Origin of the sequence: Variovorax raffinosi (assembly GCF_051216615.1) — a bacterium.
In the GTDB taxonomy this organism is placed as follows: Bacteria; Pseudomonadota; Gammaproteobacteria; order Burkholderiales; family Burkholderiaceae_C; genus Variovorax.
This window is the reverse complement of the sequence record NZ_JBPJZR010000002.1, coordinates 738563-750799: the sequence shown is the minus strand read 5'-3', so window position 1 is coordinate 750799 and position 12237 is coordinate 738563. Positions and strand designations below refer to the sequence as shown.

Annotated in this window: 12 protein-coding genes; 3 read left to right on the top strand and 9 right to left on the bottom strand. The window is 67.4% G+C overall.

The genetic code is table 11. The annotated features are described in order from the left end of the window. Positions 1 to 73: 73 nt before the first annotated feature. The 3 genes from ACSFB7_RS09490 to ACSFB7_RS09480 form a co-directional block, all read right to left on the bottom strand. A complete protein-coding gene (locus ACSFB7_RS09490; protein WP_435469323.1) occupies positions 74 to 841 on the bottom strand; it encodes a class II glutamine amidotransferase in 768 nt (255 codons plus the stop codon). Between the two features lie 88 nt (positions 842 to 929). Next, a complete protein-coding gene (locus ACSFB7_RS09485; protein ID WP_435469321.1) occupies positions 930 to 2069 on the bottom strand; it encodes an ABC transporter substrate-binding protein in 1140 nt (379 codons plus the stop codon). A gap of 74 nt (positions 2070 to 2143) precedes the next feature. Next, positions 2144 to 3646: a DHA2 family efflux MFS transporter permease subunit gene (locus ACSFB7_RS09480; protein WP_435469319.1), complete on the bottom strand. Its 1503-nt coding sequence runs from the start codon at positions 3644 to 3646 to the stop codon at positions 2144 to 2146. A gap of 125 nt (positions 3647 to 3771) precedes the next feature. Between ACSFB7_RS09480 and ACSFB7_RS09475 the strand changes: the two genes are divergently transcribed. Further along, positions 3772 to 5130, top strand: a complete 1359-nt coding sequence (locus ACSFB7_RS09475; protein ID WP_435469317.1) for a zinc-binding metallopeptidase family protein — start codon at positions 3772 to 3774, stop codon at positions 5128 to 5130. Here ACSFB7_RS09475 and ACSFB7_RS09470 read toward each other — a convergent pair. After that, positions 5121 to 5351 (bottom strand): cysteine-rich CWC family protein, encoded by a 231-nt coding sequence (locus ACSFB7_RS09470; RefSeq protein WP_435469315.1) that lies wholly within the window; start codon positions 5349 to 5351, stop codon positions 5121 to 5123. The two genes, ACSFB7_RS09475 and ACSFB7_RS09470, sit on opposite strands and share 10 nt — an antisense overlap. Continuing rightward, on the bottom strand, positions 5351 to 6613 hold the full coding sequence (locus ACSFB7_RS09465; protein WP_435469313.1) for a 6-phosphofructokinase: 1263 nt from the start codon (positions 6611 to 6613) through the stop codon (positions 5351 to 5353). The genes ACSFB7_RS09470 and ACSFB7_RS09465 overlap by 1 nt, the downstream gene beginning before the upstream one ends. Positions 6614 to 6858: 245 nt before the next feature. On the opposite strand from ACSFB7_RS09465, the gene ACSFB7_RS09460 reads away from it, so the two are divergent. Next, on the top strand, positions 6859 to 7752 hold the full coding sequence (locus tag ACSFB7_RS09460) for a DUF4261 domain-containing protein (protein WP_435469311.1): 894 nt from the start codon (positions 6859 to 6861) through the stop codon (positions 7750 to 7752). Between the two features lie 19 nt (positions 7753 to 7771). On the opposite strand, the gene ACSFB7_RS09455 is transcribed toward ACSFB7_RS09460, so the two are convergent. The 3 genes from ACSFB7_RS09455 to ACSFB7_RS09445 form a co-directional block, all read right to left on the bottom strand. Next, positions 7772 to 8575 carry an enoyl-CoA hydratase-related protein gene (locus ACSFB7_RS09455; RefSeq protein WP_435469309.1) on the bottom strand — a complete coding sequence of 268 codons (804 nt, stop codon included), beginning with the start codon at positions 8573 to 8575 and terminating at the stop codon, positions 7772 to 7774. Beyond that, positions 8575 to 9753 carry an acetyl-CoA C-acetyltransferase gene (locus ACSFB7_RS09450; RefSeq protein WP_435469307.1) on the bottom strand — a complete coding sequence of 393 codons (1179 nt, stop codon included), beginning with the start codon at positions 9751 to 9753 and terminating at the stop codon, positions 8575 to 8577. The genes ACSFB7_RS09455 and ACSFB7_RS09450 overlap by 1 nt, the downstream gene beginning before the upstream one ends. Positions 9754 to 9882: 129 nt before the next feature. Next, on the bottom strand, positions 9883 to 10218 hold the full coding sequence (locus ACSFB7_RS09445) for a DUF2917 domain-containing protein (RefSeq protein WP_435469305.1): 336 nt from the start codon (positions 10216 to 10218) through the stop codon (positions 9883 to 9885). An 82-nt stretch (positions 10219 to 10300) separates the two neighbouring features. Between ACSFB7_RS09445 and ACSFB7_RS09440 the strand changes: the two genes are divergently transcribed. Continuing rightward, positions 10301 to 11236: a LysR substrate-binding domain-containing protein gene (locus ACSFB7_RS09440; RefSeq protein ID WP_435469304.1), complete on the top strand. Its 936-nt coding sequence runs from the start codon at positions 10301 to 10303 to the stop codon at positions 11234 to 11236. Between the two features lie 25 nt (positions 11237 to 11261). On the opposite strand, the gene ACSFB7_RS09435 is transcribed toward ACSFB7_RS09440, so the two are convergent. Further along, positions 11262 to 11840 (bottom strand): fasciclin domain-containing protein, encoded by a 579-nt coding sequence (locus ACSFB7_RS09435; protein WP_435469302.1) that lies wholly within the window; start codon positions 11838 to 11840, stop codon positions 11262 to 11264. Positions 11841 to 12237 lie beyond the last annotated feature (397 nt).

Genomic DNA, 12237 nt, shown 5'->3' with positions numbered 1-12237 from the left:
TTCTGCTGCCTCGCCACCGATACTTTCTTGCACTGTTGCAAAAAAGTGTCAGCCAAAAGGTTTCGTTGAAACCTCAGTTTCCGGATCGCTGCCCGTCCACGAACACGTGCAATTCCCCCGGCGCAAAAGGCGTCCAGGTCTCGTTGGTGGTCAGTGGCGCGGTCACGACCACGGCCACGCGGTCGGTGGGCGTGGTGTGCTGCGCGAAGTCGATCGCCAGGTCTTCATCCGACAGTTGCGCGGTCACGAAGGGGTGCCGGCGCTCCACGTACCAGAGGTTCGTCGAGGCATGCGCCCACAGCGCCTGTCCGTTGGACAGCATGAAGTTGAAAGTGCCGTGGCTCGCCAGTTGCGGCGCCAGCTCGCGCAGCGTGAGCGTCAATTCCTCGATGCTGGGCACATCGGCGTGCGACTTGGCCAGCTCCTGCATCAGCCAGCAGAAGGCGTGCTCGCTGTCGGTGTTGCCCACCGGGTGGAAGTTGCCGTGCAACCTGGGGCGGAAATCCTTCAGATCACCGTTGTGGGCAAACACCCAGTAGCGGCCCCACAGCTCGCGCACGAAGGGGTGGCAGTTCTGCAGGTTGACCTCGCCCTGCGTCGCCTTGCGGATGTGCGCAATGACGTTGCGGCTCTGGATCGGATAGCGCCGGATCAACTCCGCCACCGGCGATTCGCTGGCCGGCTGGTGGTCCACGAAGTGGCGCAGCCCGCGGTCTTCAAAAAACGCGATGCCCCAGCCATCGGCGTGATGGTCGGTGCGGCCGCCGCGCTGCGCGAACCCTGTGAAGCTGAAGGTCACATCGGTCGGCGTGTTGCAGTTCATCCCTAGCAATTGGCACATGGCTGCGATTAGACCGCGATTCCCGCAGGGCCCCGCCGCCGACGCCGCTTAATCCGACCTTCGCGCTGCTGCAACGCTTCCGTTTTCCTCAGCGCAGGAATTTGCCTTCCTTGGTCACCCGCACCATCTCGATGAAGCGCGAGCCCGTGTTGCTGGCCCCGGTGAAGTCGATCTCCATGTTGCCCACGCGCAGCTTCATGGTCTTGAGCGTGGCGTGCAGCTTCGCGCGCGTCAGCTCGCGGCCGGTGCGGCGCAGCGCCTCGATCATCACCAGCGCGTTGACGTAACCCTCGTAGCTCAGGTAACCCACGTCCACCTTGGCGCGCTCGGCCAGTTGCCGGTAGTCACGCGCCACCGCATCGACCTCGCTCCACGGGTACGGAACGATCTGCGAGATGGCCAGCCCGCTGGTCTTGTCGCCCACCAGCTTGGCCGTGACGTCGCCCGGCACGATCGACATGCCGTAGAACATCTGGCGCCCGCCCGCTACCCATGCACTCTTCATCACCTCGCCGCCGATGCCGCCGCCCAGGTACATGATCACCGCCTGCGCCTTGCTGTCCGCGAGCGCCTTGCCGGCCGCCTCGTTGGTCGAGCCGTCGCCCTTGACCGGCACGGCCGCCGCCGGCTTCAGTTGCAGTGCGGTCAAGGCCGCTTCGACGAGCTTCGCCACTTCGGCGCCGCCCGGGTTGTCGAGGTACGCCACGCCGATGCGCGACACGCCGATGGTCGTCAGGTGCTGCACCAGCGCCTGCGCCTCGCGCGCGAAGGTGGCGCGCACGAAATACCCCGAGCCGTTGACCTTGTCGCGCGCCGAGTCCGACACCGCATAGCCGCCCACCATCGGCGCGCCGCTCTGGTTCAGCACCTTCGCTGCCGCGGCCGTGGTGCCCGAGCCCACGCAGCCGAAGAAGGCAAACGCGTGGTGCTCGCCCAGCAGCTTCTCGTAGTTGGAAACGGCCTTCTCGGGCACCAGTTCGTCGTCCAGTGAGACCAGCTTGATCTTGCGGCCCGACAGCCCGCCCTGCGCATTGACTGAATCGAAGGCCAGCCCCGCGCCGGCCATTACCACCTTGATGGGCACCCCGAGCGGGCCGCTCAGGATGCCGGTGTGGCCGAGCACGATCTCGCCGTCGCTCACGCCGCTCTCTGCGGCAATGGCGGACGACAAAGGGCCGAACCCGGCCATGGCCGCAGCCGAGGCGGCAAGAAAATTTCTGCGATGCATGGGGAACCCGTTTCGCGATCTGGATACAACTGATAACAATTGAATGCGAAAGCGACCCTCCCCACCGCCGGTGTTTACCCCGTGTTGCGCGCCGTCCTCTTCTGGCCTTCGCGCAGTTGCCAGGCCGCGCAGACAGCCAGCGCGCACAGCCCCGCCAGCATCGCGAACACCTCGTCGAACGCGGCCAGCCGCGCCGGGCTGCTCATCGGATTGGCGAGCGAATCGCCATGCGCCGCCAGCCGCCACTCCAGCACGATGGCGCACAGGCTCACGCCGGCCGCGCCGCCCAGCATGCGCACGAAGTTGATGGCGCTCGCGCCCTGCGGAATCAGCGGCTTGGCCAGCGGCCGCATCGATCCGAGGTTGAGCGAAGGCAGGATGAAGCCCAGCCCGATGCGCCCGATGATCGCGAAGGCCACCAGCAGCCACAGCGCGCTGTCGAGCCGCAGCAGCATCATCAGCGCGAACGAAGTGGCCAGCAGCGCAAGGCCGATGGTCACCAGCACCCAGGTCGGATGCCGGTCCGCCAGCCGGCCCACGCCAGCGATCGTCACCGCCAGCACGATGCCCGCCGGCAGGAGGATCGTGCCCACGTGCGAGGCCGACAGGTGCAGCCCCACCTGCATGTACACCGGCAGCAGGTAGGTCGAGCCGAACAGCGCCGTGCCGTAGATGAACGCCACCACGCTGCCCATTGCGAACTGCCGGTACTGGAACAGCGCAAGGTTCATCAGCGGCGTGCCGCCCGAGGCCGCGAGCCGCCGCTGCCACCACACGAAGGCCGCGAAAGCCACCAGCGCGCCGGCTAGCAGCAAAGCCGCCTGCAACGGCGAATCGCCGCGCAGCTCGACCAGCCCGTTCAGCAGGCACAGCGTGCCGACCGTGCCCAGTGCCAGCCCGCGCCCGTCGAGCCCGCCGCCGCGCACGGCCGCCACGCCACCGGGCGCCGTGGTCGGCACGAACTTGTAGGCCAGCCACAGCGACGCCAGGCAGAACGGCACCACCATGAAGAAGATCGAGCGCCAGCCGAACAGGTCGACCAGCACGCCGCCGATGCTTGGCCCGATGGCCGGCGCCAGCACCACACCCATGCCGAAGATGCCGCTCGCGCGTCCCTGCTCGTGTGGCTCGAAGGCTCGCAGGATGATGATGGCCGGAATGGGCTGCACCACGCCCGCCGCGAGCCCTTCGGCCACGCGCGCGAACAGCACCAGCGAGAAGTTGTTGGCCAGCCCGCCCACGATGCCGCCCACCAGCAGCAACAACATCGTGCCCACGTAGGTGCGGCGGTAGCCATAGCGCGACAGCAGCCACGGCGTGGTGAGCATCGACACCGTCATCGCCACCATGAAGCCCGAGCTCACCCATTGCGCGCGCTCCTGCCCGAGCGAGAAGTGATGGCTCATGCCCGGGATCGCCACGTTGACGATGGTCGAGGACATGATCGATGCCATCGTCCCCACCATCACCGACAGCAGCAGGTACCAGCGGTAGTGTTCGCCATAGCGCTGGCGCATCGTGCCGATGGAAGGCGGGGCCGGCGTGGTCGCGGCTTCGGATGTCTGTGGGGAGGTCATGGGGCGGCGGAATGTCTCGGGGTCCGTCGTCCTACAAGCATATCGGTGTTTGCGCGGCCAAGGGCGCACCGGGCGGTCGCACAATGCAGCGGCTGTCCCCTTCGCGTCAAGATCAGTACAACAACATGGACTCCCCATTGAACGAACAAGCCAACGGCCAGCTCGATGGTCCCATCGGCAATGTCGAGCCGGAGGCCGCACCCACGCTAGCGACCGAGCTTGCCGCGCCGACCGTCAGCCGTGCCTACCGCTGCCAGTGCGGCCGCCCCGTGTTCCTGCGCAACAGCGAATGCCTGGCCTGCCACACGCCGCTCGGCTACGTCATCGATCGCCTGGGCGTCATGCCGCTCGCACCGGCCGCGGGCGGCGGCGCATTGCCCGACACCTTCACCGTCTTCGGCGATCCGCACGGCCCCACGTACCGCCGCTGCGCGAATCTCATGACGCCCGCCGCCTGCAGCTGGATGGTGCCGGCGCCGCGCGAGGGCGAGACCCCTCCCGTCGACACCCAGGGCCTGGCGCCCGGCTACTGCCTGGCGTGCAGCGTCACGCGCACCATTCCCGATCTTTCGGTGGAGAGCAACGGCGAACTCTGGCGCAAGCTGGAGCAGGCCAAGCGCCGGCTCGTCTCGCAACTGCTCGCGCTCGGCCTGCCGGTGGTGAGCCGCCATGCCGATCCGGTGCACGGCCTGGCCTTCGACTTCCTCAGCAACATGCCGGGCGGCCCGCACGTGATGACGGGCCACGAGCACGGCGTGATCACCCTCAACGCGGAAGAAGCCGAAGACGCCGTGCGCGAACGCATCCGCGCCGAAATGCGCGAGCCCTACCGCACGCTGCTGGGCCACTTCCGCCATGAGATCGGCCACTACTACTGGGACCTGCTGGTGCTGCCCACGCCGTGGATCGACGACTTCCGCGCGCTCTTCGGTGACGACCGCGCCGACTATGCGGCCGCGCTGCAGACGCACTACGAACAAGGCCCGCCGCCCGACTGGGCCGACCGCTTCGTGAGCAGCTACGCCAGCACGCATCCGTGGGAAGACTGGGCCGAGACCTGGGCCCACTACCTGCACATGGCCGACACGGCGGACACCGCGATGAGCTTCGGCGTCGACGCCACCAACGTGGAACTGGCGAGCGATCTCTTCACCGTCGATGACCTCTGGCAACCCGCGCACCCCGATGCCGCGAAATTCCTCGACTTCATCAACGGCTGGGTGCTGCTGACCAATGTGCTGAACGAGCTGTCGCGCAGCATGGGGCAGCCCGACTACTACCCCTTCGTGCTGCCGCGCGCGGCGGTGGGCAAGCTGCAGTTCATCCACGGCGTGATCACCGGGCAGCGGTACGGCTCGGCACCGACGATGGTGATGGCCAGCGACGTGGCGGCGCCTGCGCCCGAGCCTGTCGTCGAGCAGCAGCCCGCACCCGATCAACAGGCGCAGAGCCAGTCGCAATCGCAGGGGCCCGGTCAGTCCTGAGCGGGCGTGGTGCCCGCCGCGCACCGGGCACAGATGCACGCCAGGCCGCGCATCGCCTCCGGCAGGTTGGTCAGCGGCGCATTGCTGAAGTCCGCCTGCATGCACCAGCAGGGCGGCTGTGCCTGGCCCGTCTCGCGCTCGATCTCCATCGCGCAGCGGTTCAACTCGCCGCACAGCGGGCAGCGCGTGGTGTCGATGACCGCAGTGGCCGTTGTTGTCATCACGCGATCTCGAAGGGCTGCAGCTTCTTCGCCACCGCCACGTTCTGCAGCGTCACATAAACCGGCAGGCCATCGCGGTAGGCCGGATAGTCCTCGCCCTCGATCAGCGGCAGCAGGTAGCGCCTGCATTTTTCGGTGATGCCATAACCGTCGTCCGAAATGAAATCGCGCGGCATCGGCTTCTCGACGTTCGCCACCGATTCAAGCGGTGCACTGCCCAGGCGATAGGCATACGGCACATCGGAAATGCGCTCGATGGTCGGCATCACCGCATTGCGCCCTTCGAGCGCCAGCTCCACCGCGCGCTGGCCCAGCTCGTAGGCCTGCTTCACGTCGGTGGCCGAGGCAATGTGCCGGGCCGCGCGCTGAAGGTAGTCGGCCACGGCCCAGTGGAACTTGTGGCCCAGCGCGTCCTTGACCATTTGCGCCACCACCGGCGCAGCGCCGCCGAGCTGCGCATGGCCGAAGGCATCGCGCGTGCCCTGCTCGGCGAGGAAGGTGCCGTCGGGGTGATGGCAGCCTTCGGACACCACCACCGAGCAGTAGCCGTGCTGCCTGACCAGTTCGTCGACGCGCGCGATGAAGCGCGGCTTGTCGAATTCGATCTCGGGGAACAGCACCACCACCGGAATGCCGTGGTCCGCAGCCAGCCCGCCGGCGGCGGCGATCCAGCCCGCATGCCGCCCCATCACTTCGAGTACGAAGACCTTGGTCGATGTCGCCGCCATCGAGCGCACGTCGAACGAGGCTTCCAGCGTCGACACCGCCACGTACTTCGCGACCGAGCCGAAGCCGGGGCAGCAGTCGGTCAGCGGCAGGTCGTTGTCGATGGTCTTGGGCACATGGATCGCCTGCAGCGGATAGCCGAGCGACTGCGACAACTGGCTCACCTTGAAGCAGGTGTCGGCCGAATCGCCGCCGCCGTTGTAGAAGAAATAGCCGATGCCGTGTGCCTTGAACACTTCGATCAGCCGCTCGTACTCGCGCCGTTTTTTTTCGAGCGACTTGAGCTTGTAGCGGCACGAGCCGAACGCGCCGGAAGGCGTGCTGCGCAATGCCGCGATGGCGTCCGCCGATTCGGCGCCGGTGTCGATCAGCTCCTCGGTCAGCGCGCCGATGATGCCGTTGCGTCCGGCGTAGAGCTTGCCGATGCGGTCAGGGTGCCGGCGCGCCGTTTCGATCACGCCGCAGGCCGACGCATTGATGACCGAGGTGACGCCGCCCGACTGGGCGTAGAAGGCGTTGAGGGTGGCGGTGCTCATGGGGCAATCTCCGTGCTGTGACGCGACGGTCATCGCCCTGGGGCGTCCAGGGCGCATGGCGGCAACGCTTCGCGGGAGGGCCATTCTGGCGCAATCGCCAGCCGCAGGCCAATGGCCAATTGATCGATCTCGCGCGATTACAGTTCGTTTCTGAACGCCGCGCACGAGGGCGTGCGCGCATGGCGCGCAACCGGCGCCGCGCCATTCCCTGGGCAACAGGCACACAAATTTTCAGGAGTCCGCGCGTGAGCATCTTTTCCCGTTTCTTCGGCCGCAAGGACGAGCCGGCCGATGCCGGCGCATTGGTGGCCAACCCCGATGCCGGCGACACCATCGCGCTGACGGCCGTGTTCGCCGATGCGCTGGCCATCGATGTCGCCGCGCTCGGGCAGGCATTGCGCGCCTACCACCGCTCCACCGGCGATGCGCGCTGCGAGATTTCGGAAGAGCCCGGCACTTTCATTGCGCTGGCGGGCTGGAAGAAGCACGTGGTCCGGATGGTCGGCTTCGACGCGCCGATGCCGGCCGAATCGGTCGCGGCCTGCGTCGCGCCGGCGCACTATCCGCAAGAACTCAAGGCCCGGGTTCGCGCGCACCGCAGCCACGTCATCCTCTACTACGCGGGCTACGAGGCCTCGGTGCTCGAACAGTACGTGGCCCTCGCGACCGTGGCCGGCGCGCTGGCCCGGCTCGGTGCGCTGGCGGTGCTGAACGAATCGGCCCGCACCTCGTTGCCGGCCGGCGTGTTCGACGCCGAGAACGAAGGCGACAGCATCGAATTGCTGCGCTATCTCGATCTGCCGGCGCTGTACTGCGGCTTCGTCAAGTACGAAGTCGAAGGCGTGCAGGGCGTCTGGATGCGCACCTATGGCGCGCATCACTTCGGCCATCCCGATTTCGCCGCGCTGGCCGAGGGCCACCACGAAGGCCGGAAGTACTTCGACGTGTTCGGCAATGTCTTGCGCTACCTCATCGACAGCGGTGCCGAGATGGGCGCGGGCCACACCATGCAGGTCGGCGAAGACAAGTTCATGCGGCTGCGTGCGCCGCTTTCGACGGAGTACTTTCTCGATGGCCCCGAAGCGGTGCTGGTGGCCGAATTGATCGACGCCGACGAGATCAATTCGCGTCCGCACTGACCCCGCACCAGCCTCGCGATCAGCGGCTTTCGAAAACCGGTGGGCGCTTCTGCATGAACGCGCTCACGCCTTCGCGAAAGCTCGGGCGGTCGATCAGCTCGCGCTGCCGCTCGCTCTCGTAGTGCAGTTGCTCCTTCAACGTGTGGCGCTCCGAGGCCTCGAAGGCTTCGCGCGCTTCCACCACCGCATGCGCCGGCAGGCTCGCCAGGCGCAGCGCGATCCGGCGGGCTTCTTCGAGCAGTTGCTCGTCGTCCACGCAGGCCCAGATCAGGCCCCATTGCACGGCACGCCCCGCGCCCACGCGCTCGTCGAGCAGCGCCATGCCCATGGCGCGCGCCCTGCCGGCGCGGCGCGGAATGGCCCAGGTGCAGCCCAGGTCCGGCACGATGCCCAGCTTGGGCAGGAAGGGCAGATAGAAGTAGGCGCTGCGCGCCGCGATCGTCACGTCCGCCGCGAGCGCAATGCCCACGCCCGCGCCGGCCGCGGGTCCGTTGACGGCCGCCACCACCGGAATCGGCAGCGTGCGCAGCGTCTCGATCAGCGGGTTGCTCAGCGCCTGCATGTTTTCAGCCGCCTGCGTGCCGAGCGACTTGCCCGCTTCGCTGGGCGACATCGCGCTCAGGTCGGCGCCCACGCAGAAGGCCTTGCCGGCGCCGGTGAGGATCACGGCGCGCACCGCGCGGTCGTCGCGGATGCGCTCCAGCGTTTCCTTCAGCTCGACCTGCAAGCCATGCGCGATCGGGTTGAGCTTGGCCGGCAGGTTCAGCGTGAGCGTCGCGATGCCATCGGCCAGTTCGTAGAGGATGTATTGGGGCGTGGTCATCAGAGCCTTTCGACGATGGTCACGTTGGCCATGCCGCCGCCTTCGCACATGGTCTGCAGGCCGTAGCGCTTGCCGCGCTGGCCCAGCGCGTGGATCAGCGTGGTCATGAGCTTGGTGCCTGAAGCGCCCAGCGGATGGCCCAGCGCAATCGCACCGCCGTTCACGTTGAGCCGCGCCGGGTCGGCGCCCAGCGCCTGCAGCCACGCGATGGGCACGGGTGCAAAGGCTTCGTTGACTTCGTACAGGTCGATGTCCTCGATGCGCATGCCCGCCTTTTTCAATGCACGCTGCGTGGCGGGCAGCGGTGCCTCCAGCATGATGACCGGGTCGTGGCCCATCACGCTCATGTGGTGAATGCGCGCAAGGGGCTTCACGCCCAGCGCCTTCAGGCCGCGTTCGTTCACCACCAGCACGCCGCTTGCGCCATCGCAGATCTGGCTGGCGGTGGCGGCGGTGCAGCGACCGCCTTCCGCAATCAGCTTGACGCCCGCGATGCCTTCCAGCGTTGCGTCGAAGCGGATGCCTTCATCCACCGTGTGCTGCTCGCCCGTGCCCGTGCCGTCGGCCAGCAGGATCTCGATGGGCGCGATCTCCTGGTCGAACGCACCCACGCGGCTCGCGGCGATGGCGCGGTGATGGCTTTCGAGCGCGTAGCGATCGAGCATGTCTTTCTCGATGCCGTAGTTGCGCGCGATCATCTCGGCGCCGGTGAACTGGCTGAACTCCACGCCGGGGTAGCGCTTCTTCATCGCCGGGCTCATGTAGGTGCCCAGGCCGGCCTTGGCCGGCAGCACGTTGGGCGTGAACATCGGCACGCGCGTCATGCTCTCGACGCCGCCCGCGATCACCGCGTCCATGCTGCCCGACATCACGGCCTGCGCCGCGAAATGCAGCGCCTGCTGCGACGAGCCGCACTGCCGGTCGACCGAAGTGCCGGGCACCGATTCAGGCAGCTTCGACGCCAGCACCGCGTTGCGCGCGATGTTGGTCGCCTGCTCGCCGACCTGGCTCACGCAACCGAGGATCACGTCTTCCACCGCCGCGGGGTCGATGCCGCTGCGCGCCACCAGCGCGTCGATCACCTGCGCCGCCAGGTCCGCGGGATGCCAGCCCGCGAGCTTGCCGCCGCGCCGCCCGCCCGCCGTGCGTGCGGCGGCCACGATGTATGCCTCTGCCATGTTCATGTCCTTCTCAAAAAAGAAAACAGCGTGAATCGTGCGCCCAAAACAAAAAGCCGCCCGTCACCACGGCGGCATTCAGTTTCGGCAAACCCATGGCATCGAGGGTCGATGCCGGTGGCACTCAGGTCAAGCCGGGGACAACCCGTGGGGCAGAAGTCGCCAAGGCGACCACTGGCGCACGGGCGCGGGCAGCGGCATCGCGGACGGTTGCGCATCGGTCACCGTGATGCACGAGGACTCCAGCGCCGACACCAGCACGCGCCGGTGCTCGGTGCCCTCGAAGCGCTCGCCGGGTGCCAGCACGATGTCGCGCGGATCGCGGTCGAGCGTGACCCAGACCGAGCCGCTGCGGCATTCGATGCCCACGCCGGCGCCATCGGGCACCGCGAAGATGGACCGGCTCGGCAGGCTGAGGTCGAAACGGGAAGAAGAGGTGGGCGAAGAAGACGGGTGGGTGCTCATGGGAAGCTCCATTGCATTCGGGATACGAATGAATATAGTGAGTCGATTCCCCTCTTACACGCGGTCATTCGGAACTCGTTGCATGCTTGCAGAGAATGCGAAAGCCCCTGGCGCCCTGAGCGGCGAACTCCCGCCGCTCGAGCTGCTGCGCAGTTTCGAAGCCGCCGCGCGCCGGCTCAGCTTCACGCTGGCGGCCGGTGAACTGCACCTGACCCAGTCGGCCGTGAGCCGGCAGATCCAGCAGCTCGAAGCCAGCCTGGGCGTGCTGCTCTTCGAGCGCCACCATCGCGCGCTGTCGCTCACCGAAGCGGGTGGCGTCATGCAAAGAGCAGTGACCGACAGCCTGGAGCGCCTGCGCGACGCCACCGCCCGCGTGCGCGCCAGCGCTGCGCCGCGGCAGGTGGCGATCACCACCACGCCGGGCTTTGCATCGCTCTGGCTCATTCCCAAACTGGCGCGCTTCACCAGCACGCATCCGCAGGTCGACGTGCGCGTGTCGGCCACGCTCGATGCGCTCGACCTCGACACCGGCCGCCTCGACCTGGCCGTGCGCTTCTCCCCCATCGATCGCGGCGTCGGCCCGGCGCTGTTCGAGGAGTCGATCATTCCGCTGTGCTCGCCACAGCTTGCCGCGTCGCTGCGCAAGCTGTCGGACTTTGCCGGGGTCACGCTGCTGACCGTCGAGTACCCCGATCACAGCAAGGCTCCGACCGCCGAGTGGGAGCCGTGGCTCAAGGTGATGGGGCTCGAAGACCTGCGCATGAAGAGCACGCTGCGCTTCACGCAGTACGCCGATGCCGTGGCGGCCGCGGTGGCGGGGCAGGGCGTGGTGATCGGCCGCTTGCCGTTGCTGCGCGAGCTGGTGCGCGACGGCCGGCTCGTGGCGCCGCTCGGCGAGGGCGCCGTATCGCACCGCGGCTACTTCATCGAGATGTCGAAACGCGCCGCGAACAATCGCGACGCGCAGGACTTCGCGCAGTGGCTGCGCGATGAAGCCGAGGCGGCGCAGCGAGCCTGACGAAGGCCCGCCGCATCGCGGGCGATCAACCCGGCAGCAGCACCTTGTTGATCACGTGGATCACGCCGTTCGACTGGTACACGTTGGCAATCGTCACCATCGCGGTGCCGCCCTTGGCATCGGTCACCCACACGTTGCCACCGCTCATCGTCGCGGTCAGCGTGCCGCCGCTGGCGGTCTTCAGCACGGCCTTGCCACCGCCCGCGTTGATCGCGCTCATCAGCGCCGGGCCGTCCATGCGGCCGGGCACCACGTGGTAGGTCAGCACCTTGGTCAGCGTGGGCTTGTTCTCGGGCTTGAGCAGCGTGTCCACCGTGCCGGCCGGCAGTGCGGCGAAGGCTTCGTTGGTCGGTGCGAACACGGTGAACGGGCCCGGGCTCTTGAGCGTATCGACCAGGCCCGCGGCCTTCACGGCGGCGACCAGCGTGGTGTGGTCCTTCGAATTCACGGCGTTGTCGACGATGTCCTTCGTCGGGTACATCGCGGCGCCGCCCACCATCGGGTTCGACGACATGCCGCTGCTGCCACTGCCGCTCATGCCCATGCCGCCCGCGCAAGCGCCGAGCAGGACCGAAACGCCGACTGCAATCATGAGTTTTTTCATTGAAGGCTCCTGGAAAGAATGGTTCTTGAGGTGTCTGTGGAAACCGCCAACAGCTCGGAGGCGCGATGCGCTTGAATCGAATACGGCGCCCGTTCGCGTTTGGATTCGCACCCGCTCGCCGATTTGTTGCGCGTCGGCTTTGCACCACAGCGCACGGCGCGGCGCTTGCGCATCGCATGCGCGCTCGCCACAATCCGCCCTTCTTTTTCAGCAACAGTTTTTTTCTCCTCGCCTGGCGACGACCAACCTCCCGGGCGACAACACACATCAATGAACCGTTTTCTGAACACCTGACCCGCACACCGACCGCCCCGGCCGGATGTGCATCCATGCATCCGCCGAGGCCCATCGACAAAGGCCCCGCGCAGCCATTCGCCGGGGCCTTTTTGTTTTTGGA

What these genes read in the sequence shown, in the direction of transcription:
- ACSFB7_RS09490 (WP_435469323.1), bottom strand. Translation starts at nt 841, where the DNA reads ATGTGCCAATTGCTAGGGATGAACTGCAACACGCCGACCGATGTGACC.
- ACSFB7_RS09485 (WP_435469321.1), bottom strand. Translation starts at nt 2,069, where the DNA reads ATGCATCGCAGAAATTTTCTTGCCGCCTCGGCTGCGGCCATGGCCGGG.
- ACSFB7_RS09480 (WP_435469319.1), bottom strand. Translation starts at nt 3,646, where the DNA reads ATGACCTCCCCACAGACATCCGAAGCCGCGACCACGCCGGCCCCGCCT.
- ACSFB7_RS09475 (WP_435469317.1), top strand. Translation starts at nt 3,772, where the DNA reads ATGGACTCCCCATTGAACGAACAAGCCAACGGCCAGCTCGATGGTCCC.
- ACSFB7_RS09470 (WP_435469315.1), bottom strand. Translation starts at nt 5,351, where the DNA reads ATGACAACAACGGCCACTGCGGTCATCGACACCACGCGCTGCCCGCTG.
- ACSFB7_RS09465 (WP_435469313.1), bottom strand. Translation starts at nt 6,613, where the DNA reads ATGAGCACCGCCACCCTCAACGCCTTCTACGCCCAGTCGGGCGGCGTC.
- ACSFB7_RS09455 (WP_435469309.1), bottom strand. Translation starts at nt 8,575, where the DNA reads ATGACCACGCCCCAATACATCCTCTACGAACTGGCCGATGGCATCGCG.
- ACSFB7_RS09450 (WP_435469307.1), bottom strand. Translation starts at nt 9,753, where the DNA reads ATGGCAGAGGCATACATCGTGGCCGCCGCACGCACGGCGGGCGGGCGG.
- ACSFB7_RS09445 (WP_435469305.1), bottom strand. Translation starts at nt 10,218, where the DNA reads ATGAGCACCCACCCGTCTTCTTCGCCCACCTCTTCTTCCCGTTTCGAC.
- ACSFB7_RS09440 (WP_435469304.1), top strand. Translation starts at nt 10,301, where the DNA reads ATGCTTGCAGAGAATGCGAAAGCCCCTGGCGCCCTGAGCGGCGAACTC.
- ACSFB7_RS09435 (WP_435469302.1), bottom strand. Translation starts at nt 11,840, where the DNA reads ATGAAAAAACTCATGATTGCAGTCGGCGTTTCGGTCCTGCTCGGCGCT.